General features: G+C 72.5%; 21 protein-coding genes. 14 read left to right on the top strand and 7 right to left on the bottom strand.

Translation table 11 applies throughout. The features are described 5' to 3' along the window. Positions 1 to 575 precede the first annotated feature (575 nt). The 3 genes from ACZ6KF_RS28225 to ACZ6KF_RS28235 all read left to right on the top strand — a co-directional run bounded on the left by ACZ6KF_RS28225 (position 576) and on the right by ACZ6KF_RS28235 (position 4,211). Positions 576 to 2,945 carry a family 49 glycosyl hydrolase gene (locus ACZ6KF_RS28225; RefSeq protein ID WP_469240944.1) on the top strand — a complete coding sequence of 790 codons (2,370 nt, stop codon included), beginning with the start codon at positions 576 to 578 and terminating at the stop codon, positions 2,943 to 2,945. Between the two features lie 78 nt (positions 2,946 to 3,023). Continuing rightward, positions 3,024 to 3,470, top strand: a complete 447-nt coding sequence (locus ACZ6KF_RS28230) for a DoxX family protein (RefSeq protein ID WP_469178899.1) — start codon at positions 3,024 to 3,026, stop codon at positions 3,468 to 3,470. An 84-nt stretch (positions 3,471 to 3,554) separates the two neighbouring features. Then, on the top strand, positions 3,555 to 4,211 hold the full coding sequence (locus ACZ6KF_RS28235; RefSeq protein WP_356631964.1) for a lytic polysaccharide monooxygenase auxiliary activity family 9 protein: 657 nt from the start codon (positions 3,555 to 3,557) through the stop codon (positions 4,209 to 4,211). Positions 4,212 to 4,581: 370 nt separating this feature from the next. On the opposite strand, the gene ACZ6KF_RS28240 is transcribed toward ACZ6KF_RS28235, so the two are convergent. After that, complete coding sequence (locus ACZ6KF_RS28240) at positions 4,582 to 5,712, bottom strand: LuxR C-terminal-related transcriptional regulator (RefSeq protein WP_356631966.1); 1,131 nt, start codon at positions 5,710 to 5,712, stop codon at positions 4,582 to 4,584. A gap of 211 nt (positions 5,713 to 5,923) precedes the next feature. Here ACZ6KF_RS28240 and ACZ6KF_RS28245 point away from each other — a divergent pair, with 211 nt between their 5' ends. From ACZ6KF_RS28245 to griF, 8 genes are all read left to right on the top strand, one after another. Next, the gene (locus ACZ6KF_RS28245; RefSeq protein WP_356631968.1) at positions 5,924 to 6,541 is read left to right on the top strand and encodes an NAD(P)-binding domain-containing protein; all 618 of its coding nucleotides are present in this window, start codon (positions 5,924 to 5,926) and stop codon (positions 6,539 to 6,541) included. A gap of 114 nt (positions 6,542 to 6,655) precedes the next feature. Beyond that, on the top strand, positions 6,656 to 7,447 hold the full coding sequence (locus ACZ6KF_RS28250) for an AfsR/SARP family transcriptional regulator (protein WP_356631970.1): 792 nt from the start codon (positions 6,656 to 6,658) through the stop codon (positions 7,445 to 7,447). A 128-nt stretch (positions 7,448 to 7,575) separates the two neighbouring features. Beyond that, on the top strand, positions 7,576 to 8,955 hold the full coding sequence (locus ACZ6KF_RS28255; protein ID WP_469178903.1) for an FAD-binding oxidoreductase: 1,380 nt from the start codon (positions 7,576 to 7,578) through the stop codon (positions 8,953 to 8,955). A 236-nt stretch (positions 8,956 to 9,191) separates the two neighbouring features. Further along, entirely contained in the window at positions 9,192 to 10,541 is a 1,350-nt protein-coding gene (locus ACZ6KF_RS28260; protein WP_469178905.1) for an MFS transporter, read from the top strand. A gap of 172 nt (positions 10,542 to 10,713) precedes the next feature. After that, a complete protein-coding gene (locus ACZ6KF_RS28265; protein WP_356631976.1) occupies positions 10,714 to 11,775 on the top strand; it encodes an AMP-binding protein in 1,062 nt (353 codons plus the stop codon). Next, complete coding sequence (locus tag ACZ6KF_RS28270) at positions 11,775 to 13,151, top strand: aldehyde dehydrogenase family protein (RefSeq protein ID WP_469159754.1); 1,377 nt, start codon at positions 11,775 to 11,777, stop codon at positions 13,149 to 13,151. The genes ACZ6KF_RS28265 and ACZ6KF_RS28270 overlap by 1 nt, the downstream gene beginning before the upstream one ends. A gap of 85 nt (positions 13,152 to 13,236) precedes the next feature. After that, positions 13,237 to 13,641: a tyrosinase family oxidase copper chaperone gene (locus tag ACZ6KF_RS28275; RefSeq protein WP_356631980.1), complete on the top strand. Its 405-nt coding sequence runs from the start codon at positions 13,237 to 13,239 to the stop codon at positions 13,639 to 13,641. Positions 13,642 to 13,690: 49 nt separating this feature from the next. Beyond that, positions 13,691 to 14,611 carry a grixazone synthase gene (gene griF / locus ACZ6KF_RS28280; RefSeq protein WP_356631982.1) on the top strand — a complete coding sequence of 307 codons (921 nt, stop codon included), beginning with the start codon at positions 13,691 to 13,693 and terminating at the stop codon, positions 14,609 to 14,611. A gap of 95 nt (positions 14,612 to 14,706) precedes the next feature. On the opposite strand, the gene ACZ6KF_RS28285 is transcribed toward griF, so the two are convergent. The 6 genes from ACZ6KF_RS28285 to ACZ6KF_RS28310 all read right to left on the bottom strand — a co-directional run bounded on the left by ACZ6KF_RS28285 (position 14,707) and on the right by ACZ6KF_RS28310 (position 21,181). Next, complete coding sequence (locus ACZ6KF_RS28285) at positions 14,707 to 15,051, bottom strand: type II toxin-antitoxin system PemK/MazF family toxin (protein ID WP_356631984.1); 345 nt, start codon at positions 15,049 to 15,051, stop codon at positions 14,707 to 14,709. Next, positions 15,045 to 15,476 (bottom strand): hypothetical protein, encoded by a 432-nt coding sequence (locus ACZ6KF_RS28290; protein WP_356631986.1) that lies wholly within the window; start codon positions 15,474 to 15,476, stop codon positions 15,045 to 15,047. Before ACZ6KF_RS28290 ends, ACZ6KF_RS28285 begins: the two co-directional genes overlap by 7 nt. An 867-nt stretch (positions 15,477 to 16,343) precedes the next feature. Beyond that, a complete protein-coding gene (gene griH, locus ACZ6KF_RS28295; protein ID WP_356631988.1) occupies positions 16,344 to 17,450 on the bottom strand; it encodes a 3-amino-4-hydroxybenzoic acid synthase in 1,107 nt (368 codons plus the stop codon). A gap of 65 nt (positions 17,451 to 17,515) precedes the next feature. After that, on the bottom strand, positions 17,516 to 18,334 hold the full coding sequence (locus ACZ6KF_RS28300; protein ID WP_356631990.1) for a 2-amino-3,7-dideoxy-D-threo-hept-6-ulosonate synthase: 819 nt from the start codon (positions 18,332 to 18,334) through the stop codon (positions 17,516 to 17,518). A 112-nt stretch (positions 18,335 to 18,446) separates the two neighbouring features. Then, a complete protein-coding gene (locus ACZ6KF_RS28305; protein WP_469240946.1) occupies positions 18,447 to 19,721 on the bottom strand; it encodes an aspartate kinase in 1,275 nt (424 codons plus the stop codon). A 446-nt stretch (positions 19,722 to 20,167) separates the two neighbouring features. Beyond that, positions 20,168 to 21,181, bottom strand: coding sequence for a LacI family DNA-binding transcriptional regulator (locus tag ACZ6KF_RS28310; protein ID WP_469240948.1), 1,014 nt, complete (start codon positions 21,179 to 21,181; stop codon positions 20,168 to 20,170). 376 nt (positions 21,182 to 21,557) lie between these two features. On the opposite strand from ACZ6KF_RS28310, the gene ACZ6KF_RS28315 reads away from it, so the two are divergent. The 3 genes from ACZ6KF_RS28315 to ACZ6KF_RS28325 all read left to right on the top strand — a co-directional run bounded on the left by ACZ6KF_RS28315 (position 21,558) and on the right by ACZ6KF_RS28325 (position 25,593). Further along, a complete protein-coding gene (locus ACZ6KF_RS28315) occupies positions 21,558 to 22,523 on the top strand; it encodes a glycoside hydrolase family 6 protein (protein ID WP_356631996.1) in 966 nt (321 codons plus the stop codon). A 310-nt stretch (positions 22,524 to 22,833) separates the two neighbouring features. After that, on the top strand, positions 22,834 to 23,601 hold the full coding sequence (locus ACZ6KF_RS28320) for an SDR family oxidoreductase (RefSeq protein ID WP_356631998.1): 768 nt from the start codon (positions 22,834 to 22,836) through the stop codon (positions 23,599 to 23,601). Positions 23,602 to 24,693: 1,092 nt separating this feature from the next. Continuing rightward, positions 24,694 to 25,593: a S1 family peptidase gene (locus tag ACZ6KF_RS28325; protein ID WP_469240951.1), complete on the top strand. Its 900-nt coding sequence runs from the start codon at positions 24,694 to 24,696 to the stop codon at positions 25,591 to 25,593. Positions 25,594 to 25,909 lie beyond the last annotated feature (316 nt).

Genomic DNA, 25,909 nt, shown 5'->3' on the forward strand with positions numbered 1-25,909 from the left:
CCGCCCGTTTTCGTGCGTCAAGAAAGAAAACACCGCGTTACGTAACCGTGATGACCGCCGCCTTCTCCGGAAGGTTCGACCTTTGGCCCGCTTATGCCCCATTGACCCACCCTTCCGTGCCGACAGGAGGAAGAGATCTTGTTTATTTCATTGACACGGCGAAGAAATGACGGGACGTTAACCGGCGACCGCAGCGCGGCGACCGACCGCAGCGCGGCCGCAAGCACACCGCAGGGCAAGGGGCGTCGGCCTTCCGCCTGTCCGCTCCCTGGCCAGGGCGTCCTCGGCCCGGGTGTTCCGGACGGCACACGGGTGTCCCGGTCTCCCGGACGGTCCCGGACGCGTTCCACTTCGGCACCGGCGTGAAGGGAGTTCGATCACCCGGCAGTGCGCGCGGCCTGCCCGGGCAGCGCGCGCCGCACCATCAGGGCCCGGTGGGCGGCACGCGATCCGGGGCGTCCGCGTCCCGGTGTGTTCCACCTGCCGGCGGCCCGCGCCCGCTCGCGGCGGGACCGGCGCCCGAAGGCTGCCGTCCGGCAAGCGGCAACCAGCAACCACAGACAAGGACTTTCGTCATGCCCGCAGCAAGAATGAGCAGGCTGGCGGCGCTCGCCGCCGGCCTGGCGTTCGCCCTGGCCGGCACGGTCGTGCCCGTCGGCACGGCGAGCGCGGGGACGCCCCCGCCCCATGCCGCTTCCCACGCGGCGAAAGCGAAGACGCTGCCGCGCCAGGCGGCCTCCGCCGCGGCGGAGGCGACCGTCTCCACCGCCGACAGCGCCCAGCTGAAGACGTGGTGGCACGACAACCACGAGTTCAACACCAGCAGCCCGGTGGCGAGCGACAAGGTGCGGCGGTCGTCGTTCTACGACGTGCAGGTCGCCACCGCCGCGGCGCCGGCGACGAAGTACGACTCGTTCGCCTACATGAGCATCCCGCGCAGCGGGAAGGGCAAGATCGGCTACACCAAGGAGGACGGGGCCGAGTTCTCCGCGTCCGCCAACCTCACCATGAGCTGGTCGTCCTTCCAGTACTCCGCCGACGCGTGGGTCGACGTCTCGCTCAGGACGGGGCAGACCATCTCGTCGGCCGACCAGGTCAGGATCAGGCCCAGCAGCCTGAACTTCACCAAGGAACTGGTCGACGGCGACACCGTCCGCATCAAGGTCCCCTACGACGCGACGGGCTACCGGTTCTCCGTGGAGTTCGAGCCGCAGCTGTACACGGCCTACAACGACATGTCGGGCCCCGCGACCGACGCCGGCAAGCTCACCACGCAGGGCGGCGGCGGCAACCGCGCCGTCCACACCGAGCCCCGCAACTCCATGATGATCTTCGCGGAGCCGGCTCCGGCCGGCGCGGAGAAGGACCGGCTGATCCCGACGGCGGCCTCGGGCAGCATTCACTACCCGCAGCAGGGCCGGGTCACCCACCTCAACACGATCAGCGAGGAGATCGTGTACTTCCGGCCCGGCACCTACTACATGACCTCCAAGTACCACGCCCTGCTGCCCAAGCAGGTCAAGTGGGTCTACCTGGCCCCGGGCGCGTACGTGAAGGGCGCCATCCGCTTCCCCGACGACAGCCAGGGCCTGTACAAGGTGACCGGCTACGGCGTGCTCTCCGGTGAGCAGTACGTCTACGAGGCGGACACCAACAACAACTACGACCACCTCTCGGGCGCCTCCAACTGCCACGCCAGCTGCGTGAAGATGCTGCAGTTCCAGTCCGCGCAGGGCCGCCAGCAGCACCTGGACCTGCAGGGCGTGACCGTCAACGAGCCGCCGTACCACTCCTTCGTGGTCTACGGCGACGAGCAGACCTTCAGCATGCGGGTCGACAACTACAAGCAGGTCGGCTCCTGGTACTGGCAGACCGACGGGATCGAGCTGTACCGCGGCAGCACCATGAAGAACACGTTCTTCAACGCCAACGACGACGTGCTGAAGATGTACCACAGCGACGTCAGCATCGATAACACCGTCATCTGGAAGAACGAGAACGGCCCCGTCATCCAGTGGGGCTGGACGCCGCGCAACATCGACAACGTCCGCGTGAGCAACACCCACGTCATCCACAACCGGATGTACTGGAAGGACGTCAAGTACAACACCTGCATCCTCAACTCCTCCTCGCACTGGGAGGACATGGGCTCGACCACCAAGGCCGACCCGAACGCGTGGGTGAGGAACATGACCTTCGAGAACATCACCGTCGAGGGCATGACCAACTGCACGATCCGCGTCTTCGCCCTCTCCAGCACCGAGAACATCCACGTCAAGAACCTGAGGATCGACGCCTGGAGCCAGCTCGACCCGTCCTCCCAGGTCAGCCTCCTCAAGCGGTACACCAACTCCGCCGGCCAGAAGGTGACCCTCGGCAACGAGACCCGTGACAGCCGGGGCCTGAAGCTGGAGAACTACACCGTCGGCGGCACCGTCATCAGCAAGTCCGGCACCAACTGGGCCGCCGACAAGCTCGGCCGGATCGGCTTCGACGCCGAGACCTGGGACAACTGGAACGCCTGGGGAGCGGGCGGCACCAACCCCGACCCCGACCCGGTCACCGGCGGGAAGATCGTCAACGGCGCGACCTCCAAGTGCGTCGACCGCGCCGGCGGCTCCACCGCCAACGGCACCGCCGTCCAGCAGTGGACCTGCGCCAACGCCGCCTCGATGACCTGGACTCTCGACGGACAGCAGCTGAAGTCCGGCGGCAAGTGCCTCGACGTCGAAGGCGGTTACACCGCCAACGGCACCAAGGCGCACCTGTGGGACTGCGGCACGTGGGACAGCCAGAAGTGGGCCTTCCAGTCCGACGGCACGCTGAAGAACCTCAAGTCCGGACGCTGCCTGGACATCCAGGGCCAGAGCACCGCCGACGGCGCCCGTCTGCACCTGTGGGACTGCGGCGGCTGGGCCAGCCAGAAGTGGACCCTCACCACCTGACCCTCCCCGGTGGCCGCCGGCGATCCCCCTGCCGGCGGCCACCCGGTCCCTCATCCCCCGCCGCAGAAAGGGCACACCGTGGAGACACCCACCAGGTGCCAGGGCACGGTTCTGGGCCTGTTCCGGATCGTGCTCGGGCTGCTGTTCGCCTGCCACGGAGCGGCCACGCTCTTCGACGTCCTCGGCGGAGGCCACGGGCAGCCGCCCGGCACCGGCGAGTGGCCCGGGTGGTGGGCGGCGGTGATCCAGCTGGCCGGCGGCGCCCTCGTCCTGCTCGGACTGGCCACACGGCCGGCCGCCGTCCTGTGCTCCGGCTCCATGGCCTACGCCTACTTCGTCCACCACCAGCCGGACGCACTGTTCCCCCTGGAGAACGGCGGTGAGCCGGCCGCTCTCTTCTGCTGGGCCTTCCTGCTCATCGCCGCCCTCGGCCCCGGCCGGTGGTCCCTGACCGACCTGCCGGTCCTCACCGCACACCGCAAGCAGCCCGGGCGAAAGGAGGTGAGCGACGCCCCCGGAACCTGAACCCGCCCCGCAGTCTGTCATGCACACGTAAATCATGGGTCGTTCCGGCCTGTGATCCCCCGAGACACCCGGAGGAAGAGCACCATGAACCGCGTACCCGCAACCGCGGCCGGCCGCACCGCACTGGGCGCCGCCGTCCTGGCCACCGGCCTGCTCGGCGTGTTCGTCCAAGCGCCCACGGCCTCCGCGCACGGCACGGTGATCGCCCCCGAGACCCGCAACTACGGCTGCCTGCAGCGGTGGGGCTACAACGAGCCGAACGAGGCCCAGGACCCCATGTGCTACCGCACCTACCACGAGAACCCGAACGCCATCGGGGCGTGGAAGGCCGTCTACGCCAACAACACCGGGGACAACTACAAGCAGGTCATCCCCGACGGCCAGATCTGCAGCGCCGGCGGCCAGGGCGAGACGAACTACCGGCCGCTGGACCGCCCCGGTCCGTGGAAGACGACCGACATCGGCGCCGACTTCACCGTCGACCTCTACGACGAGGCCCGGCACGGCGCGGACTGGCTCGAGGTCTACGTCACCAAGCAGGGCTTCAACCCGGAGTACCAGCTGATCGGCTGGAACGACCTCGAGCTGGTGAAGCGGACCGGCCGCTACCCCTACCAGGCGCACTACGTCACGGACGTCAGCACCTCCGGCTACAGCGGACGGCACGTCGTGGTCACCGTCTGGAAGGCGTCCCACATGGACCAGAAGTACTTCCTGTGCAGCGACGTCAACTTCGGCTGACACCGGCGCGACGCAGCTGAGCCGGCACACCGGCCCCGCGAGGCGCACACCTCGCGGGGCCTTCCCCCCTCTTACCGGCCGGCCGCCGATGCCGGGTCACCTCACGGAGGCTTCCTGCCGAACCGGGGGATACGGAGAGCCGAGTGCGATCACGTCCGCCGGGAGCCGCGTGTGCAGCTCGGGCATGTCCCTCACGCGGCTGCCCGGGTGCGGGAAGCCAGTTCGGGGAAGGCGCCCTCCCACACGGTGCGCACGGTACGACCGACAAGGGTGCGCAGCACGGGACGGCCCGAAGGTTGCCCCGCGCCTTGCCCGAGGGCAGCGCCCTCGGGGGCGTCCGCCCGGCCGGGGACGGGAGGGAGGGGACGCCTCAGCTGTCGTGGACGCGGACGATGCCCGGTTCGGCCCGGGGGGCGTAGTACTCGGTGAAGAGCTTGCCGACCAGTTCGCCGCGGCTGGAGACGCCGACCTTCTCGAAGACCGCCTTGACGTAGTCGCGGACGGTGTGCGGCGACAGGTGGAGCTGCTGGGCGATCTGGCCGGTGGACAGCCCGCGGGCGATGCACTGGGTCACCTCCGTCTCCCGCTCGGTCAGCTCGTAGGCGTCCACGATGAGGGGGACGACCTCGGAGGTCTTCGCCGGTTCGATCACCACGGCCGAGGGGCCGAGCGAGCCGTCCGCCTCGCGCAGGCAGGAGGCGTGGCACACCAGCCAGCGGCCGCTGCGGGCGCGGACCCGCACCCGGGCGTGTCCCCGGTCGCGTTCCTGGGCGATGGCGCGGGCCTTCAGCGCCGTGGACTGGATCCAGGCCGGCACCCGCATGCCGGAGGCCGTGCGGACGGCCGGGCCCTCGGGCAGGTCGTCGAGGTGGGCGAGGGCGTCGTCGTTGGCGGACAGCAGCGCGCCGGCCGCGTCGAAGAGCAGCAGGCCGGGGCCGTGCCGGGTGTCGGGCAGGCACTGCGGGACCGTCCCGGCGAACGAGCGCAGCTTCCTGGCCAGCGGGGTGATCAGGCTCTCGACCAGCTTGGTCTCGGCCGCCGCGAACGCCGGGCGGCCCTTCTCGCGGAAGAGGCTGATGTGTCCGTGCGGGCGGCCGCCGACGCGCAGCACCGCCCGTAACTCGTCCTGGAGGCCGCGCGGCTTCATGAAGGACTGGTACAGGCTGCTGCGCGCGGGCAGGTCGCCGGTCGTCTCGCGCAGCCCGGCCACCGGCCGTTCGGCCTGGGCCAGGTCGCGGAAGAGGTTGACGTTCTCGGTGAACAGCTCGCACTCCCAGTAGACGGCGCAGCCCTGTTCGTCGAGGTTCTCGGCGCGGATGGGGGCGGCCATCATCCCGGTCTGCGGGTCCGTGACCCGCCAGACCGCGGCGTCGTACGGCATGAGCCTGCGCAGGTGGTGCGATGCCTCGGCGAACATGCCGAGCGGATCGGTGCTGCGCGCGGCGCGGTCGAGGAGTTCGGTGCGTCCGGTGTCGACCCGGGTCGGATATGCACTGGTCACTGCTCGATCGTCCCAGATCCCCCTGGCCCGGCCAACCCCGCACTTGAGGGGGTCCGCCTTCCCGGCGGGGGCGAACTCCCCCTCGAATGCGGGGATGAAATACCGCGGGCGGGTCTGGAAAGGTGGCGCGCGGAACGAGGCGGTCCGGGCGGGCCGCCCGTGCCCGATCACGTTCCGTCCGCGCACTCCAGGACCGGGAGCCGACCTGAGCATGAAAGTGGGAATCATCGGGGCGGGCGAAATGGGCAGGGCGATGGCTCGGCGGGCGGCGATCGCCGGCGCGTCCGTGCTGTTGGCCGACCGCGACATCGCGCGGGCCCGGAAGGTGGCGAAGGATGCTTCCGCCGGAACTCCCGGGGTCGTCGTGGCCGCCACCGCCCGGGTTTCCTTTCAGCCAGATTTCGTCATTCTCGCGGCGCCGCGCGCGGAGTCCCTGGAAGCCCTGCGGACCAGGGCGGACAGGCTCGCGGGCAAGATTCTCGTGGAGGTCACCGCACCGCACGAGCGGACCGGCGCGAGCCGTATGCGCGATCTTGTCGGCCTCGCCCCGCAGGCGCGCTGGGTCAGGGCTTGTCCTGCCGGGGACGCCGCGTCGATCTACCGCGGGGAGCTGGACGGGCAGCCCGTCGACGTCTTTGTGGCCTCGGACGACGAGACGGCCAAAGTTCTCATGGTCGAGTTGGTCAATCGTTCAGGATTAAGAGCATTGGATGCAGGGGGCCTCGACCGGGCCCGCCTGCTGGATGAAATGGTGCGACTGGGGAGGGAAATAAGCCACCAGCTCGCTGCTGCGGAAGGGTGGGGACTAAAGTTCCTGCCGAGCTGGTGAGCTACGGAGAGGCGGCGACTCCGTATCGCCGCCCCGGAGAGCGGGGGGATCATGGCAAATAATCCTTCTTTTCTTGCGCTCGGTCCTCTGGTTGTGCATGGAGTGAACGGGGAGGTGAAACTCAGCGGCGACCGGCAGCGCATTCTGCTCACCATGCTGCTGCTGGAAAGCAATCGGGTCATCGAGGTGGAGCGTCTGATACGAGCCATCTGGGACGACTCGCCGCCGGTGACCGCGCGCAGCCAGATACGCATCTGTATTTCCTCCTTGCGCCGGCAATTCGCCCATGGTGATGTGTCCGCCACGATCGAGACCCACAAGACCGGATACCAGCTGCGGGTCTGCGACGACGGCATCGACCTGTACCGTTTCGCGCGGCTTCTCGCGCAGGCCCGGATCGAGGCCCGCACCGGGCCGCCGGGCGACGCGGTCCGGCTGTTCCGCGAGGCCCTGGCGCTGTGGCGCGGGCCGCTGGGCGCGGGTCTGGGCAGCCCGCTGCTGGACAGCGTGGCCCTGAAGTACCACGAGGACTACCACTCCGCCCTCGAGGACTGCTTCGAACTGGAGCTGCGCCTGGGCTATCACCGGCGGATCCTCGGCGAGCTCACCCACCACGTGACCGAGCACCCCTTCCGGGAGACGCTGATCGCGCAGTTGATGATCGCCCTGTTCCAGTCCGGGCGCACCGCGGACGCGCTGGCGCTGTTCCGCGCCACCCGGCGCCGTTTCAGCGAGGAGCTGGGCATCGAGCCCGGTGAGCGGCTGCGGGCGCTGGAGCGGCTCATCCTGGGCGGCTCCGAGGCCCGCACCCGCTCCGAGGAGTGGCAGGACCTGCTGTTCGGCACCGCCGCCCCGGCGGACGGTCCGCTCCCGCGCCGCCCGCTGCTGCCCTCCCCCTCAATTTAGGGAGGCGGCGGCGGACGACTCCCTCTCCGGCTGGGGATGGCCCGGCTTTCCGGCGGCGGAAAGACTCGGTGCCGTCGACGGTCGCGGCCCGCGCCCCTGGGGCCGCACGCACAGAGAGGGACTGGCCCGTGACCAACTCAGCGCAGCACCACCCCGACGTCGAGGACAGCGCGGTGGACCGCCTCGTCGGCCGGGTGAAGGGCGAGGTGCTCCTGCCCGGCGACCCGGGCTACGACGCCGAGCTGGCCGGCTTCAACGAGATCGCCCGGCACCGCCCCGCCCTGGTCGTTGCGGCGGTCCACGCCGAGGACGTGGTCGCCGCGGTCCGCTTCGCGCGCGAGCGGCGGCTCGCCGTCGGCGTCCAGGCCACCGGTCACGGCATCGCCGCCCCCGACGAGCACACGGTGCTGATCAGCACCCGGCGGATGAACACCGTGGCCGTCGACCCGGCGTCGCGGACCGCCCGCGCCGAGGCCGGCGCCCAGTGGCACCAGGTCATCGCGGCCGCCGCCCCCCACCACCTCGCCCCCCTCAACGGCTCCTCCCCGCTGGTCGGCGTCGTCGGCTACACCCTGGGCGGCGGCCTGGGACCGCTGGGCCGCCAGTACGGCTACGCGGCCGACCACGTGACCCGGTTCGACATCGTCACCGCCGACGGGCGGCACCGCACCGTCACCGCCGACGCGGACCCCGACCTGTTCTGGGCGGTGCGGGGCGGCAAGGGCAACTTCGGCGTCGTCACCGCGCTGGAGTTCGCGCTGATGCCGGTGCGCCGGCTCTACGGCGGCGGGCTGTACTTCCCGGGCGAATCGGCCGCCGCGCTGCTGCGCACCTGGCGGGACTGGACCCGGCAGGCGCCCGAGGCCATGACCTCGTCGCTGGCCCTGCTGCGGCTGCCCGGCCTGCCCGGGGTGCCGGACCACCCCGCCGGGCGGCTCGCGGTCCACGTCCGGATCGCCTTCACCGGGCCGGCCGAGGAGGGCGAGCGCCTGGTGCGCCCGCTGCGGGAGGCCGGCCCGATGCTGGCCGACACCGTCGCCGAGATGCCGTACACCTCGGTGGCCGACATCCACCAGGATCCGACCGAGCCGCTGCCCTACCACGAGCGCAACATCGTGCTGCGGGACCTCGACGACGCGGCGCTGGCCAGGCTGCTGGAGGTGGCCGGGCCGGACGCGGACTGCACCGACCCGATGGTCGAGGTGCGGCAGCTGGGCGGAGCGCTGTCCCGGCCGCCGGCCGTGCCCAACGCCGTCGGCAGCCGCGACGGGGCCTTCACCCTGTCGACCCTCTGCCTGCCCGGCTCCCCGGACCGGGTCCTCGCCCCCCTGTCGGGCTGGGGCACGGGCCGCCGGTACCTCAACTTCCTCGCCGGCCCCGACACCGCCGACGCCGCCGCGGACTGCTACGACGAGCCGACCCGCGCCCGCCTGACCCTGCTGAAGGAGCGGTACGACCCGGAGAACCTGTTCCGCCGCGGCCACGCCCTGAAGCCGGGGCCGGCCTGAGCCCTCCGGGCCACACGGCCCGCGCGACCCTCACGACCCGCACAGCCCGCACGGCCCGCCGCGACGCCGGCCCCACCTCCGCGCCGCCCGCCGCCCGCCCGCCGGCTCCGCTGCCGCGCCCGCCCGGCACCACACCCGCGGGCCCCCGTACGCCACCGGCCGTCGCCCCGGCACCCGCACCGGTGCCGCCGCCCCCGTGCCCCGGGCACCCGCCCGTCTGCCAGAGAGGACCTCCCATGACCACAGAGCAGGCCGTGCCCGCCACGGCCGATCACACCGCCGCGCTCAGCGCCCGTTCCGCGGGGCTGCGGTACGGCGCCCTGTTCGGGCCGGCCGTCTTCGGTGTCACCGCGGCCGGTGTCGCCCTGCCCGACGTCGCCCGGGCGCTGGACGCCACGCCGGCGGCCGCCGCCTGGGTGCTGACCGCGCACGCCCTCGCGCTCGGCGTCGGCACGGCCCTGTTCGGGCGGCTCGCCGACTCCCGGGGCATCCGCGCCTCCCTGCTGCTGGGCTCGCTCGTGCTCGCCGCCGGCACGGTGATCTGCCTGGCGGCGCCGGACATCACCACCCTGGTGGCGGGCCGTTTCGTGCTGGCCGCCGGTTCCGGCGCCATGACCTCGGGCGCGCTGGCGCTGTCGGCGTCGGCCGCGCCGGCCGACCGGCCCCAGGTGCTCGGCGGGTTCGGCGCGACCATGGCGGTCTTCTCCGCCAGCGCGACCCTCGCCGGCGGCGTGTTCACCCAGTGGGTGACCTGGCGCATCACCCTGGTGCTGCCCGCGCTGTCGCTGCTCGCGGTGCCGCTGTGCCTGCGCGCCGCGGCCGCCCGCAAGGGCAGCGGCCGCGCGCTGGACCTGCCCGGCGCCCTGCTGCTGACGGTCGCGGCGATGTCGTTCCTGGTGCTGATCCAGTCGTACGCGCTGGGGCTGTCCGCCGCGCCCGTGATCGGGCTCGCCGTGGCCCTGCTGGTGTCGGGGGCGGGGCTGCTGCTGCGGGTCCGCGCGGTGCAGGCGTCCTTCGTGCCGCGCCGGCTCGTCACGGACGGCGCGTTCCTGCGCGCGTCGGCGACCGGCATCGGGGTCTACGCCGGTCTGTTCGCCGCGATGTACGCCGTGCCGCAGATCCTGGTCGGCGAGCACGGCTGGAGCGTGCTGGCGGTGGGCGCGTGGCTGCTGCCCGGCGCGGCCGTCGGCGCGGTGCTCTCCCGGACGGCGGGCAGGCTGACCGGCGGCCGGGGCGGCAGCCTGCTGCTGAGCGGCATCGCCGCGGCCATGGCGGTGGTGCTGGCGCTCTGCGCCGTCCCGGACCACCCCGCGCCTGCGGTGATCGGCGCCTCCCTCGGCTTCGCCGCGTTCGCGGTCACCCAGGTCATCACCACCGCCCTGATGTCCGCGCGGATCGAACCCGCCCTGCGCGGCGGCGCGATGGGCCTGCTCAACCTGACCTTCTTCGTCGGCGGCGGGGTGGGCAGCGCCACGGCGGGCGCCCTGGTGAAGTCGATGTCCCTGACCGACCTGCTCGCCGTCGTCGCCGTCTTCCCGCTCGTGGGGGCCCTGGCCGCGCTGACCCTGGGCCGGCGCGACGGCTGACCGCCGCCCTGCGCCCCGGCGCCCGCCGCCCGACGCCCCGGCGTCCGCGGTGCCGAGCGGCGCGCCCCGGCGGCAAAAAACAGTGGCGATACAGCAGTGATAGGCGCCGGCCGAAGGATGAACCCGTCGGCGCCTGTCCGTGTCGAGGAGCTGTTGAGGAGCTCATCCAGCCATGACCACACCTGTCACGAACACCGCATTCGATGCGCACATACGCAAGTCGATGGCCTGGCACTTCGGGGAGGACACCGGTTCGGCGTTCTGGCTCGCCAAGCGCGCCGCGCTCGGCTTCGACCCGGTCACCGAGATACACGGACTGGCCGACCTGACCCGGTTCCCCGACGTGAGCGCCGAGCTGCGCGAGGTCCCCGTCCGCGACCTGATCCCGCGCGGCCTGGGCGACAAACCGTTCCGGGTCTACGACTCCGGCGGCACCACCGGATCGCCCAAGCGGATCGTGGACGGCGGCTACCGCGCGCGGATGCTGGTGTGGGCGCGGCAGCGGCTGATCGAGGCCGGGGTGCCCGCCGAGGGCGACTGGCTGCACCTGGGCCCCAGCGGCCCGCACGTCATCGGCTACGACGTCTCCCGCTACGCCGCACTCGGCAACGGCCTCTTCCACACGGTCGACCTGGACCCGCGCTGGGTGAAGCGGCTGCTCGCCCAGGGCCGGGAGGCCGACGCCGACGAGTACGTGCAGCACCTGCTGGACCAGGCGGAGACCATCCTGGCCACCCAGGAGGTGACGGTCCTCAACACCACTCCCCCGCTGCTGGAGGCCATCTGCGCCCGGCCCGCGCTGCACGAGGCGGTCCGCGGCACGGTCCGCGCGATCATCTGGGCGGGCACCTCGATCAGCGCCGAGGACCTGCGCCAGCTCGACGAGGTGTTCTTCCCGGAGGCGACGGTCGTGGGCATCTACGGCAACAGCCTGATGGGCGTGGCCCCGCAGCGGCCGCCCGTCCCCGGCGACACGCACCGCTGCGTGTTCGAACCGTTCCCGGACACCACCCGCCTGGAGCTGGTGGACGACGAGGGCCGCCCGGTCGGCCCCGGCGAACGCGGACGGGTGCGGCTGCACCTGGTGAGCGAGGAGATGTTCCTGCCCAACGTGCTGGAACGGGACAGCGCGATCCGCGTGCCCGCCCGGGCCGGCTCCCCGGTGGACGGCCTCGCGGACGTGCAGACGTTCAGCAGGCTGGACGACGTGCGGGTGATCGAGGGGGTCTACTGATGACGAGCCCGCTGACCGTCGACCCCGTGGTCTGCGGCCGGACCGTGTCCAGCGGTGACCGGACGCGGCTGCCGGACGTGCGCGGCGGCGACCTCGCCGACGTGGGGACCGCGTCGCGCCTGATGGCGCTGGCCGCGCTGCGGGAGCTGCGCGAGCACGCCGACGGGCGGCCGCCCGGCGAGGACGTCTTCGTGCGCGCCGCCGAGCTGTTCGCCACGGCGACGCTGGAGGACGAGAGCCCCCGCGAGTACGCCGAGCGGGTGGCGCACGCGACCGGCCTGACCGCGGCGGCGATCGCCCAGTCGGTCGCCGACCTGACCGCCGAGCTGCGCGAACTGCCCGAGACGACCGCCGCGGAACTGCCGTCCACCGGCTTCGGGCAGGGCTTCGAGACCCGCTGGGTGCCGCGCGGCCGGGTCTTCGCCGCGGTGATGGCGAGCAACCACCCGGTGCCCAACGTGACCTGGGCGCAGGCGCTGTTCCACGGCTACAGCGTGGCCGTCAAGCCCGGCAGCCGCGATCCCTTCTCGGCCCGGCGGCTGATGCGGGCGCTGCTGGCGGCCGGACTGCCCGCGCACAAGGTGGCGTATCTGCCCGCGTCCCACCAGACCGGCGAGTTCCTGCTGCGGGAGGCCGACCGCGGGATCGTCTACGGCGGGGACAGCGCGGTGCGGCGGTGGCAGGGCCAGGAGTCGGTGGCGGTGCGCGGGCCGGGCCGCACCAAGGCGTTCCTGGACGTCGATCCGGACGACGCGGTGATCGGGCATCTGGCGCTGTCGGCGTCCTTCGACGGCGGCACCCGCTGCACCAACCTGTCCGCCGTGCTCACCACCCGCCCGGTCGACCGGGTGGCCGAACAGCTGGCCCGGCGGCTCGCGGCGCTGCCGTCGCTGCCCGCGACGCAGCGGGACGCCACACTGCTGGTCGCGGACCGGGAGCGGGCCGAGCGGATCCGCGGGCAGCTCGACGCGGTGCGGGCGGGCCTGGTCGACCACTCGGCGCGGGTGGACGGCACGGGTCCTGTTGTCGAGCTGGCGGACGGCTCGTTCGTGCTGCGGCCCGTGGTGCTCGCCGCCGACCGGGCGGACCATCCGGCGGTCGGGGTGGAGCTGCCGTTCCCGTTCGTCGTCGTCGCCCCGTGGACCGAGGCGGACGGCGTGGCGCCGCTGCGCGACTCGCTCGTGCTGAACCTGCTGACCGACCGCGCGGAACTGGTGGAGGCGGCGGTGCGGGAGCCGAGCGTGCGCAAGGTGACCCGCGGAACCGTCCTGCCGTGGACGGCCGTGCCCGGCATCCCGCACGACGACAACTACACCCAGTTCCTGCTGGAGCCGAAGGGCGTGGTGGTGGCCGGCGCGGGCCTGTCCGCCGCCTGAGCCCGCCCCGCACACCTCCGCCCACCCGCCTCTTCTCCGGTTTTCCGTCACCCGCATGCAGCACACCCACCGAAAGGTCATGATCATGACAATAGAACGCCGTGAGATGGTCAAGCTCACCGCGGGCGCCGCCCTGGTCGCCGCGGCCGCCGCCGTCCCCTTCGCCACCGGCGCCGCCGGCTCCCACCCGTCCGGCACCGGGGCCGCCGCCGGGCAGGCCGGGACCGGCGCCGCCGGCGACGAGTACACCGAGCGGTACCAGGGCCGCACCATCCGCATCGCGTCCGCCGCGGCCGGCGGCGGGGTGTTCATCGACGGCCGTCCGCTGCACCTGATGAAGTTCGCGGACGACGCCTACCTCAGCTCCATGTGCCACTACGAGATGGCGCCCACCCCGCTGCACGCCGCCCGCCGCGCCGTCGAGGAACTGCGCGGCGCGGCCCTGCTGCCCGCCGCGCCCGGCACCCACTCCCACGTCACCACGGTCTGAGCGGACCGCCCCCGCCCTTCCCCACCCCTTTCTGCGAACGGGACCCGTCATGGTGCACATCCGCAAGAACCACCTGGACATGACCGCCGAGGAGAAGCGCCGCTTCGTCAACGCGGTCCTCGAGATCAAGCGCAGAGGAATCTACGACAAGTTCGTCGACCTGCACATACGCATCAACTCCCGCGACTACCTCGACAAGGAGACCGGCAAGCGGCTCGGCCACATCAACCCCGGCTTCCTGCCCTGGCACCGGCAGTACCTGATGCGCTTCGAGCGGGAACTGCAGAAGGTCGACCCGCGCGTCACCCTGCCCTACTGGGACTGGACCACCGACCACGGCGAGGACTCCCCGCTGTGGGACGAGGAGTTCATGGGCGGCAACGGCCGCCCGGGCGACCGCCGGGTGATGACCGGCCCGTTCGCCCGGGACAACGGCTGGATCCTCAACGTCAGCGTGGTGCCCGTCGGCGACGAACACCCCGCCCTCAACGGCAACTACACCCACGACGACCGCGACTACCTCGTCCGCGACATGGGCACCCTGACCGACAGGCTGCCCACGCCCAAGGAGCTGGAGGACACCCTCGACCTGCCGGTCTACGACTGCCCGCCGTGGAACCACACCGCCGGCGGCGAGGCCCCGTACAACAGCTTCCGCAACCACCTGGAGGGCTACACCAAGTTCCCCTGGGAGGAGAAGGTCGGCAAGCTGCACGCGGCCGGACACGTCTGGGTGGGCGGTCACATGATGTACATCGGCTCGCCCAACGACCCGGTCTTCTTCCTCAACCACTGCATGATCGACCGGTGCTGGGCCCTGTGGCAGGAGCGCCACCCCGACGTGCCGCACTACCTGCCGCTGGAGGACACCCAGGACGTCCCCGACATCGACACCCCGCTGGGCCCCTGGCACACCATGACGCCGCGGGACCTCATCGACCACACCAAGTGGTACCGGTACGACAAGTAGGCCGTCCGGCGGCGCCGGACCGGGGTGCAGGACCCGCCCCCGGTCCGGCGCCGCCGTGTCTGCGCCGCCGTCCACTCCGGATGGGCTTTTGTGCGCTACAGCCCCAGGATTACACGAATACGCTCTTCTACGTGCTGCATCTCGCTGGGGGACAACGAGCCACGGCGCCTTCGGAGCCTTGATTTTCCCACCGTCTGAATGTCGGTGCAGTTGACATAGGACTCGGCATATTTGGTCAGCCCCGAGTCGGGCCCGACAGGAACATGTGTGGATGACGGACCGGACGTCCCGGTGATCATAGCCACCGTCACCGCTGAGAGTGGCTCAGCAATGCCATTGACGGTGAGTACGACCACCGGATGCGGGCCGGGGCCGCGGGGCGGTGCAGGGAAGGCGCAGATCCAGACCTCTCCCCGCATCGCCGTTCCCGGATTCACCATTCCGCCTCGTCTGCGGCTGCAAGCTCCTCAGAGGTGGGGGCCAACGCGCCATCAGGCATGGGAGCCGGCTCTCCCCGGTAGAAGCCGCGGATCTCCTCGGCGGCAGCGACTTCGGCCGCCTTGCGGGCCAGCAGGCGCAGTCCTTCACGGAGGACGTCCGAAGTGGAGCCCAGGTTGAGCGCCTGCATCACTTGTTCCATGGCGGCTACTTCATCCGGCCCGAGTCTGACTTGCGCCACGCGGCCAGTGCCGCCGGCCGCATTCTGATGGCGGGGGGCGGCAGACCGCCGTGAGCCGGCAGCCTTCTTGGTGGCCCTGGTGCTCTTCGCCACCCTTGGCTTCGCCACTAGGTCCGTGGTGGGCTCACCACTCTTCACACGAGTTGCGGTCTGCTGCGCCTTCTTCGCCTTGGTTTCAGTCGCCATCATCCTCCTTCCCGAGACCGTCATGTATGACACCTGTCATACAGCCAGTCTCTCTGTTGAAACGAGACCGGTCAAGCCAACTGATCAGCGGCAGTGAGCCTGCCAGGGGCAGGACCGTGTCCTGGCTGTCCGGCTGTCCCGCTGCCCGATCCAACCCGCGGAAGGAGGTGGGGCAGCGGTCAGACAGACCCCATTACCTTCTTGGTGGCCCCGCAAGGGGGCGCCCGGCCTCCGGAGTTGGCATGACTTTCTTCTTCGACGGCTTCGGCGCCATGGTCCACGGCGCCGCGCTGCCCGCCTCCTCGACGACCCGGACTTCGGGCTCGACCCGTCCGGCTGCCGGCAGCGGGCAGCCGGACCGCCTTCGGCATGCTGCTCGGCGCGTCCTCACCGCCGGGGCCGTGCCGCTGCTCGCGGTCCGGCCGCCCGTACCGGCCACGTACGTCCTCATCACCGTCACCGGCGTCCGTCCGGCTCCAGCGCCTCGACGGCGGTCTGGCGCGGTGGCCGGCCGGCTCCACCCGGAGCCGCTGCGCGCGCCCGGCCTCGGCCGGATGCCCGGCGCGGGGCGGCCGGGCGCGGTGTTCGGCCCGTGGCTGGGCGGCGTCCTGGGCGACCGCGGGCGCTCGGAGCGGGGCTTTCCCGCTCCCCGCGGCGGCCGGGGTGACGGGCGCAGGCCCGGTCGTCCCTGGCGGCGGCGGTGTTCCGCCGCACCGGCCCGCGGGCCCGAAAACGCCCCCGGCCGTGCCGCCCGGGTCGGGGCGGCACGGCCGGGGGGCGAGGGACCGGGGGCGAGGGGCCGGGGGCGGGGGGGTTCCCCGGCCGGCCTCGTGGACGTGCTCCTAACGGTCCTGCTTCTGCGCTCTCCTACTTCTCCAGGCAGAACTCGTCGATGGGGTAGCCGACGTGCCGGTCCTCGCTCGGCAGGTAGCCCAGCACCGTGTCGCCCGGCTTCAGCTCGGTGCTGTTGAGCACCGCGCCGCCCGGGCCCAGCACGCGCACGTGCCAGTCGTCCTGGAGGATCAGGTTGACCCGCTGCCCGTTCGGCGCCTCGGCGTCGATGGAGATCAGCGGACGGGACTCGATCTTCACCCGGCCCACGGTCACCAGCCGGGTGTTGCCCTTGACGTCGACGGCGGTCACCTTGCTGCCCGCCTTCAGCTCGCTGAGGTAGTTGGTGCGCTCGTCCTTGCCCAGCGTGTACGAGTGGATGGCGCCGGCGTTGACCCGGAACGGACGCGTCGGCATGTACGGCAGCGGGTGGGTCTCGCTGACGCACAGGATCATGCCCTTGGAGTGCGAGCCGACCAGGATGCCCTCGTCCTCGCGGAAGTGCGTGCAGGTGTCGACGCAGGCCCGCTCGCCCATGCCGATGTGGGTCGTCTCCACCACCCGCAGCTCGACCAGGTCGAGGTTGGGCACGTCGGCCTCGGCGGCACGCTTCAGCGCGGCGGTGTCCCCGACCTTCTTCGGGGCCATCATGACGCCGTCCGAGCCGTGCTCCAGCACACCGAAGATGATCTCCGCCTCCTCGACGTCCTGCGCGACGGTGATCAGCGAACCGGTGGACCGGGCCGCCGCCGCGATCACGATCTCCAGCGGGATCTTGGTCGGGTCGCGGAAGAGCAGCACGCTCCACTTCTCGGTGCGCGCCGACTCGCAGGCGTCCTCCAGGGTCGGGGCGTCGACGATCTCCACGAACCGGCCGAACTCCACGTCCGGGTGACGCAGCGCCAGCTCGGCGGGGGTCACGCCGTGCCGGGCCGGGTCGACGATGACGACGGAGGCCTCGCCGAAGTCCTCCGGCAGCGGCCTGCCCTGCGGGAAGAGCACCCTGGTCACGGTGGGCGGCAGGTCCTTCAGGTCCGCTGCGTCGTCGGAGACGATCGCCTCCACGCGGTGGTGCAGGGCCTCCTGGACGATCGCGTCGCGGGCCTCGCCGAGCGAACGGATGTCGAGCCAGCTGATCTTCATGGTCGTACCTTTCGGATCGTGAGTAGGGCGGTACGGCGTGAGGTGCGCGCGGTAGCGCGTCCCGTTCAGGCGGCGACGGCTCCGTGGGCGGGGCCGGTCCGGGGGACCGCCCGCCCGCCGTGGATCAGGTCGGAGAGCTTGTCGGCCATGGCGCCGGGATCCGGGGCCTGGAACACGTTGCGGCCCATGGCCACGCCGGCCGCGCCGGCGCCCAGGGCCTCGTCGACGTAGGCGAGGACGGCCGCCTCGTCGCCGGTGCGGGGTCCGCCGACCACGACGACCGGGACCGGCGCGGTCCGGGTGATGTCGCGCATCTCGGCGGCGGAGCCGACGTAGAGGGTCTTGACCAGGTCGGCGCCCAGGTCGGCGGCGAGCTGGACGGCGTGGGCCACCAGGGCCGGGTCCCGCGGGTTGTCGATTTTGGGGCCGCGCGGGTACATCATCGCCAGCAGCGGAACGTTCCACCGGTCGCAGGCGTCGGCCACCGCCGCCATGTCGGCGATCTGCCGGGCCTCCTCGCCGGAGCCGATGTTCACGTGCACGCTGACCGCGTCGGCGCCCAGCCGCAGGCTCTCCTCGACGCTGGACACCAGGTACTTGGCGTTCGGGTCCGGCGCGTGCACGGTGCTGGCGCTCAGGTGCACGATCAGCGAGGTCCGGGTGAACCACTCGGGATCGACCTGGCGGACCGACCCCTTGTGCAGCACCACGGCGTCCACGTGGTGCGAGGCCAGCTCCCCCACCAGCGCGTTGAGCCGGTTCCCGCCGGTGACGGGGCCGTCGGTGACCGAGTGGTCGAGCGGGACGATCAGCAGCCGGTCCGGGGCGTGGCGGTGCAGCCGCTGGAGCCGCAGCCTCCGGGCGAAGGGCAGATGGGCGTTCATCGGGTCTCCCGTGGTCTCGCGGTACGGATGGTGCGGCGCCCCGGCCCGCGCCCGCCCCCGGGGCGGCCGGTCACGGAGCAGCCGCTCACGCGGCCGGTCACGGGGCGGCCGGTCACGGCCGGGCCGCCACCGGAAGGGGGCCGCTGTCCTGCGCGGCGTCGAGGCCGAACTCGGTGTGCAGCAGCCGTACGGCCCGCTCCACCTCGCCGCGGGGGACGGTGACCGACACCCGCGACTGGGAGGCGGACAGCGAACCGGCGTGGATACCCCGGTCGGTGAGGACGGAGAGCATCCGCTCGGCGTACTGCGGACGGCTCAGCAGGCCGGTGCCGACGATCGACACCTTGGCCACGGACGTGTCCACGGCCACCGCCTCCGCGCGGTCCGCGAGCGACCGGCGGACCGCGTCGACCCGGTCGTGCGGGACGGTCACGCTCACCGCGTGGCCGCCGTCGCTCTCCTTGAGCACGGTCGTCATGTCGGCCGGCACGGCCTGCCGGCCCAGGGCGCGGAAGACGCTGAGGGCCCCGTGCTCCTGGCCGTGTCCGGTGCGGACGGTGACCCGTGCGACATCCTGGTCGTGGACGACCGCCACGACGGCGGTCCGGGTCTCAAGCATGCTCTCTCCGTCTCTCGTGAGGATCCGGGTGCCGGGACCGGAGCCGGCCGAGTGCGCGACCTGGATGTCGACGCCGCACAGGGCGGCGAGTTCGACGGCGCGGGAGTGCATGACCTTGGCGCCCGCGAACGCCATCTCCGCCATCACCTCCATGTCCAGCTCCGGCAGCAGCCGCGCGGTGGGCACCAGACGCGGGTCGGCGGTGAGCACGCCGGGCACGTCGGTGTAGATCTCGCAGTGGCTCGCGCCCAGTTCGGCCGCGACGGCCACCGCCGTCGTGTCCGAGCCGCCGCGCCCCAGCGTGATGACGTCCAGCTCGGGACCGACCGCCTGGAACCCGGCGATCACCGCGACCCGGCCCCGGTCGAGGAGCCCGTCGACGCGCTCGGTGTCGATCGCCGCGATCACCCCGGCCCCGTGCGGGCCGGAGCCGAGGATGCCGGTCTGCGTCCCGGCGAGCGCGGACGCCGGGACCCCGGTGTGCTGGAGGGCCATGGCCATCAGCGCCGCGGAAGCGGCCTCGCCGGTGGCGAGCAGCTGGTCCAGCTCCCGCCCCTCGGGGCGCGGATTGATCTCGCTCGCCGTACGGAGCAGTTCGTCGGTCGTCCTGCCCTGCGCGGACACCACCACGGCGACCCGCCGTCCGCCGGCGGCGACGGCCGCGATCCGCTCCGCCACCGCCCGCACCTGGCCGGCCGTTGCCAGCGAGCTGCCGCCGTACTTCTGCACCACGATGTCGCTCGTCCGCCCGTCGCCCGGCGTCGTCATCTCGCCCCCGCTCGTCGAAGAACCCGTGCGCTGACTGCCGCGACGAGCTTCCGCGAGCCGGGTATCGCCACCGCTACCGGACCGCACCGCGCCCGCATCGGGCGCGTATCACCGGGCGGCGGACCGGGCCGGAGGACGGGAGAACCCCCTGAGCACCGGAACGCTCAGGCGGTTCCACCGGGCGGTGGCGCAGGCACGCGCACCCTCGGTGACTTGCGCCACAGTCGAACCGACCACGCCCTGAACCGATCCACCGGCCCGGCAGGACGGCTCCCTGCCGCCGTCCGGCCGAGGCCGTCCCGTCGCACGGCAGGCACTCCTTCCGGCCGGACGGCAGGCACTCCTTCCGCTCCCGGAGGGCGACCGGCCCGGCCGGGTGCCGGACCCCCGGGCGCGGGGCCCGGGCGCGGGGCCCGGGCGCGGGGGCCAGAGGCCGGTCGCGGCCGTCAGGCGCTGGAGCGGACGACCAGACGGGCGGGGAGGATCAGCGGGGTGGGGTCCTGCCCGTCGACGAGGGCGGCGAGCATGCGCGCCATCTCCCGTCCGAAAGCCTCTATGGGCTGATGGACGGTGGTCAGCGGCGGATCGGCGATCCGGGCGACCGTCAGGTCGTCGAAGCCGACCACGGCGACGTCGTCGGGAACCCGCCGGCCGGCCTCCCGCAGAGTGCGCAGCGCTCCCGCCGCCATGTTGTCGTTGGCGGCGAACACGCCGTCGACGTCGGGGCGGTCCGCCAGCAGCGCGGCCATCGCGGCGGCACCGCTGGGCTCGGTGAAGTCGCCCTCCCGCACAGGGAACGGATCGAGACCGGCGCCCAGCACGGCGTCCCGGTAGCCGCGGTACCGGGCGCGCCCGGCCTCGGTGTCCAGCCGCCCGCAGATCGCGGCCACACGCCTGCGGCCGCGCGAGAGCAGGTACTCGGTCGCCTCGCGCGCTCCGCCGACGTTGTCCACGTCCACGTACCACCGGGGAGCCGGACCGACCGGGCGGCCGCCGAACACGACGGGCATCTGCGCCTCCTCGGCCATCCGCGCCAGCGGATCGTCCTCGCGCAGCGCCATCAGCATGACCCCGTCCGCGCCCCTGGAGCGAAGGAGCTCCTCGACCCGCTTGCGGCCCCGGTCGGAAGCCGCCAGACACAGCATCAGATGCAGGTCGGCCTCCTCCAGGGCGGCCGACGCCCCCACGATCACCTGGGCGAAGAACGGATCGGCGAAGATCGACGGATCCTCTCCCGAGACGACCAGGGCGGCCGCTCCCGTCTGCCGCGTGGCCAGAGCGCGGGCGGTCGGATTGGGCACGTAGCCCAGCTGCCGGACGGCCCGCTCGACCGCCTCCCGCTTGGCGCGGCTGACGTGCGGAGCGTTGTTGAGGGCGCGGGAGGCCACGGAACGGGAGACGCCGGCGCGTTCGGCCACCTCGTCGAGCGTCGGCTGCCGACGCGGCGCATCCTCAGCCATCAACCAGAAGCCCTTCCCTCTCGACCGGACGGGCAGCATGTCACCTCGGCCCGGGCCGCTGCCACCCGCACGGGCGGCGATGCGAAGCCGGCAAGGACCCTCACCACCCGACCGACTGGGACCGCTTCCAGTCTCACGGCCCCTTTCTCTTACAGCTCTTCACGGGCAAGTGGTGGCGGACACCGGTGCGTTGACTCTTGACAGCTCAATTGCCCCGTCACACGATACCGACCACACCCCAACGGTCCCGCCCTGTTTTTGGGAGCGCTTCCAGTGGGAGCGCTCCCAAAGGTGGTCCCATCGCACTTCTTCAGCGCGTCGCATGCTCGGGACGAGAGCGTGCGACGCATCCCTTCCAGGAGAACGAGGTCCAGACATGCGCCGCAGACTCCGCGCCCTGACCGCAGCGCTGTGCGCCCTGCCGCTGGCGTTCACCGCCGCACCGTCCGCCCACGCGGCCGACCCGACCAGCATGACCAGCGGGTTCTACGTGGACCCCGACTCCAGCGCGAAGAGGTGGGCGGCCGCCAACCCCGGCGACGGGCGGGCGGCCGCGATCAACGCCTCCATCGCCAACACGCCGATGGCCCGCTGGTTCGGCTCGTGGAGCGGCACCATCGGCACCGCCACGGGCGCCTACGTCGGGGCGGCGGACCAGCGGGACAAGCTGCCCATTCTCGTCGCCTACAACGTCTACCACCGCGACTACTGCGGCGGTCACTCCGCCGGCGGGGCCTCCTCCCCCGCCGCCTACGCGTCCTGGATCGCGCAGTTCGCCGGCGGGATCGGCAGCCGCCCGGCCGTCGTCATCCTCGAACCGGACTCCCTCGGGGACTACGGCTGCATGACCCAGGCCCAGATCGACGAACGCGAGGCGATGCTCACCGGCGCCCTCGGCGAGTTCAACCGACAGGCCCCCAACACCTGGGTGTACCTCGACGCCGGCAACCCGGGCTGGGCGGACGCGGCCACCATGGCCAGGCGCCTGCACGAAGCCGGCCTCCGCCAGGCCCACGGCTTCTCCCTCAACATCTCCAACTACTTCACCACCGCGCAGAACACCGCCTACGGCAACGCCGTCAACAGCGAACTGGCGGCCCGCTACGGCTACACCAAGCCGTTCGTCGTGGACACCAGCCGCAACGGCAACGGCTCCAACGGCCAGTGGTGCAACCCCTCCGGCCGCCGCATCGGCACGCCCACCCGGACGGGCGGAGGCGCCGAGATGCTGCTGTGGATCAAAACCCCCGGCGAGTCGGACGGCAACTGCGGCGTGGGCGCGGGCTCCACGGCCGGGCAGTTCCTTCCCGAGGTCGCCTACAAGATGATCTACGGCTACTGACGGCAGGACGCCCCCGCCCGCCGCCCGGCCGACCGGCAGTCCGCCGGGCGGGGGCGGCGGCGGGCGGCGGGCGGCGGGTGCTTCCTCAAGGAGCGGGGACGACCCGCCGACTGCGACCGGGCGCTCCACTCGGCCGGCTGCGCGTCGTTCGGGCAGGCCGAGGGCGGGAGGCCGTCCTGCCCGGCTCCGGCCGGACTGCCTCGGCCGAGAGCAGTTCACTCCGTCCGCCTGTCAGAGATGGCCGGGCTGTTTCGTCCCATGTTGCGAAGAGGTTCTGAGAAGAACCCACCTCGTCAACAAGGAGCCGGCGATGAGCGAGAAGACCACACATCGGAGGATCGCCCTGGTCACCGGGGCGAACAAGGGGATCGGTCGCGGGGTTGCAGAGCAGCTCGCCGCGCTGGGCATGACGGTCCTCATCGGCGCCAGAGACCCGAGGCGCGGCGAGGAGGCCGCTGCGGCGGTGCGCGCGGCAGGCGGTGACGTGCACGCGGTCACCTTGGACGTCACCGACCAGGCCGACGTCCAGGAGGCCGCGAAGCAGATCGAGGAGCGCTTCGGCCATCTCGACGTGCTGGTCAACAACGCGGGCATCACCGGCTCCGGGCAGGTCGCACCCGACGACGCCCGCGATCAAGTCCCCAGCTCCGTCGACCTGGCCATGGTCCGGTCGGTGTTCGAGACCAACGTCTTCGGCGTGATCGCGGTGACCAACGCCATGCTGCCGCTGCTGCGGCGGTCACCGGCGCCGCGCATCGTCAACGTCAGCAGTCACGCAGCGTCGCTGACTCTCACCAGCGATCCGGACGGCCCCTTCGCGGCGCTGCTGCCGTCGGCCGCGTATGCGCCGTCCAAGAGCGCACTGACCGCGCTGACCGTGCAGTACGCCAATGAGCTGCGGAAGGAGGGCGTTCTCGTCAACGCGGTCGCCCCCGGCTTCGTCGCCACGGACAGCAACGACCATGCCGGGTTCCTCACGGTCGCGCAGGGCGCCGCGGTAGTGGTGCGCCTGGCCACGCTCGGCGAGGACGGCCCGACCGCCGGGTTCTTCGGCGAGGAGGGCCCTGTGCCCTGGTGATGGCGGGCCTCGCGCCCGACCGGTCCGGGGCTGACGCCGAGCTCGGCGCCGCACCGGCCTGCGCGGCCGGGCCCGAGGTGCGGATCTGCTCCACCGGGGCGGGCGAGCCGGCGGACGGGGCCGGCGCGGCTGCGGCGCCGGCCCGGCCTCGGGTGCGGGCACAGGGCGGGGCAGAGGTGCGGGGGCTCGGTCAGCAGCCGTGCGTACGCCTCTCGCTCCGAACCGCGCGGCTCGGCCGCCTCCCGACCGGCTCCCGGCCCCGCACCGTCGCCCGGCGCACCGACAGCGCGGCGGCGGCCTGCTGCGGTGCCGGGCCGTGGGCGCCGGGGCGGCGCCCGGAACCCGTGGGAGGGATGGTGACCGCGGGACGGGGAGGACGAACTGGTGAACAGCGTCGTGAGAGCGCTCTCGCACGGAAGGCGCCGAACCGGCCACCGGCCCTGGACGCCGCAAGGGGCAATCCGCCCATACGGGTTCGGTCTCGCGGAAGCCGCCGGAGCATTCCCGCCGTAACGCGCGCGGCACGGCGCGGCCTTCCGCCCGCCCCGGCGCCGGGGACGGGCGGCGGGTGCGGCACGGGGCCCGTCTCCTCCGCCGCATCACATGGCATACCGGAATACTCCACTTGATCTTCACTAATCAGCCACGCTTTCCGGCGGGTCGGCGCAGCCGTGCCGTCCGTCCGGCGCCGGGGCCGATCTGAGCAGCCGCGCGCCGTCCGACGCCGGCGGCACCGGGGACTCGTGCGCGCCGAGATGAGTGGCGCATTGTTTTCCGGCCGCCGGACGCCGGGAACCACCCCGCGACAAAAGAGGGGTGACGATCCGTCAATTGACGAGCCATCAGGTATCTGCCGTTTCCCCTGTGGACGGGATCCCGCAAGAGCTTGTTCGTGCCAACCCTCCGGCGCGCCAGGAGGTCCTCGCCGAAGCGTCCGAAAGCGCCGCTTGTTGACAGGGGCATATCACGTCGAAGGTTCAACCACCGATGCGGCACCTCCAGGACGCCCGCACTGTCCGCGGGACTGCCGCAGACGTGAACCGAGGGCCCGGACATCCAACGGGCCCACGACCACCCCTCACCGGAGGACAAGTGAAGGTCAAGACGTTCCTGTCGTCGGGCGCCTCCCGAAGAGCCCGTGCCGCCACCGTCGTCGCCGCCCTGGCGACCGTGTCCGCGCTCGTGACCCCCACCGCCCTGGCGTCGGCACCCGCGGACGCGAAGCCCACCGCGGCCCAGCTCGCCCTGGTCGGCGACGCGGTGCTCGGCGCCGACATCGGCGGCACGGCCTGGTACACCGACGAGGCGTCGGGCAAGGTCGTCGTCACCGCCGACAGCACGGTCTCGGCGGCGGAGATCAACAAGATCAGGAAGGCGGCCGGCGCCCAGTCCGGGGCGCTGCAGATCAAGCGCACCCCGGGCAAGTTCAGCCGTCTGATCGCCGGCGGCGAGGCCATCACCTCCTCCGGCGTCCGCTGCTCCCTCGGCTTCAACGTCCGCAACTCCGCGGGCACGAACTTCGCGCTCACCGCGGGCCACTGCACCAGCGGCCGGTCCAGCTGGAGCATCGGCACCGCGGTGCCTGGCCAGACCGTCTTCCCGACCTACGACCACGGGGTCATCCAGCACTCCAACCCCGCCGCCTCCGACGGCCGCGTGTACCTGTACAACGGCACGTACCGCGACATCGTCAACGCCGGCAGCCCCGCCGTCGGGACGCGCATCGAGCGCTCCGGCAGCACCACGGGCTACCGCACCGGCACCGTCACCGGCCTGAACGCCACCGTCAACTACGGCAACGGCCAGCTGGTCTACAACACGATCCAGACCAACGCCTGCGCCCAGCCCGGCGACAGCGGCGGCCCGCTCTTCGCCGGCAGCACCGCCTACGGCCTGCTCTCCGGCGGCAGCGGCAACTGCAGCACCGGCGGCACCACGTTCTACGAGCCGGTCACCCGGCCGCTGAGCCTGTACGGCCTCAGCGTCTTCTAGCCCCGCCGCACTACCCGTCAGGCAGGTCCCGGAGGCCGCCGGCCGTCGCCGGCGGCCTCCGGTCCGTGCGCGGCGGCCCGGTGCGCGGCGGCGTCCGGATCCTCCGCCCGCCGGGCCGGGCCCCGGCTGCCGGAGGTGACGGCGGGAACCCGTGCGGCGCCGGGGTGCTCACCGCCGGCCGGCGCGCCCGGAACAGCCCCCGCAGCCCGGCGCGGCCGGCCGGACTGCGGGGGCTGTGCCGGCGCGCGGGCGCGGCCGTCCCCGCACGGACCGCCGCCGGGGCGGCGGTCCGTGCGGGCGGGCGGGGAGCCGGGGT

The sequence above is a fragment of the Streptomyces sp. NPDC046379 genome (genome assembly GCF_055587785.1).

Excerpts from the sequence above, each read along its gene's own strand:
- ACZ6KF_RS28225 (WP_469240944.1), top strand. The coding sequence starts at position 576 with ATGCCCGCAGCAAGAATGAGCAGGCTGGCGGCGCTCGCCGCCGGCCTG.
- ACZ6KF_RS28315 (WP_356631996.1), top strand. The coding sequence starts at position 21,558 with ATGCGCCGCAGACTCCGCGCCCTGACCGCAGCGCTGTGCGCCCTGCCG.
- griF (WP_356631982.1), top strand. The coding sequence starts at position 13,691 with ATGGTGCACATCCGCAAGAACCACCTGGACATGACCGCCGAGGAGAAG.
- ACZ6KF_RS28260 (WP_469178905.1), top strand. The coding sequence starts at position 9,192 with ATGACCACAGAGCAGGCCGTGCCCGCCACGGCCGATCACACCGCCGCG.
- ACZ6KF_RS28275 (WP_356631980.1), top strand. The coding sequence starts at position 13,237 with ATGACAATAGAACGCCGTGAGATGGTCAAGCTCACCGCGGGCGCCGCC.
- griH (WP_356631988.1), bottom strand. The coding sequence starts at position 17,450 with ATGAAGATCAGCTGGCTCGACATCCGTTCGCTCGGCGAGGCCCGCGAC.
- ACZ6KF_RS28285 (WP_356631984.1), bottom strand. The coding sequence starts at position 15,051 with ATGGTGAATCCGGGAACGGCGATGCGGGGAGAGGTCTGGATCTGCGCC.
- ACZ6KF_RS28235 (WP_356631964.1), top strand. The coding sequence starts at position 3,555 with ATGAACCGCGTACCCGCAACCGCGGCCGGCCGCACCGCACTGGGCGCC.
- ACZ6KF_RS28305 (WP_469240946.1), bottom strand. The coding sequence starts at position 19,721 with ATGACGACGCCGGGCGACGGGCGGACGAGCGACATCGTGGTGCAGAAG.
- ACZ6KF_RS28300 (WP_356631990.1), bottom strand. The coding sequence starts at position 18,334 with ATGAACGCCCATCTGCCCTTCGCCCGGAGGCTGCGGCTCCAGCGGCTG.
- ACZ6KF_RS28290 (WP_356631986.1), bottom strand. The coding sequence starts at position 15,476 with ATGGCGACTGAAACCAAGGCGAAGAAGGCGCAGCAGACCGCAACTCGT.
- ACZ6KF_RS28310 (WP_469240948.1), bottom strand. The coding sequence starts at position 21,181 with ATGGCTGAGGATGCGCCGCGTCGGCAGCCGACGCTCGACGAGGTGGCC.
- ACZ6KF_RS28245 (WP_356631968.1), top strand. The coding sequence starts at position 5,924 with ATGAAAGTGGGAATCATCGGGGCGGGCGAAATGGGCAGGGCGATGGCT.
- ACZ6KF_RS28265 (WP_356631976.1), top strand. The coding sequence starts at position 10,714 with ATGACCACACCTGTCACGAACACCGCATTCGATGCGCACATACGCAAG.
- ACZ6KF_RS28270 (WP_469159754.1), top strand. The coding sequence starts at position 11,775 with ATGACGAGCCCGCTGACCGTCGACCCCGTGGTCTGCGGCCGGACCGTG.
- ACZ6KF_RS28320 (WP_356631998.1), top strand. The coding sequence starts at position 22,834 with ATGAGCGAGAAGACCACACATCGGAGGATCGCCCTGGTCACCGGGGCG.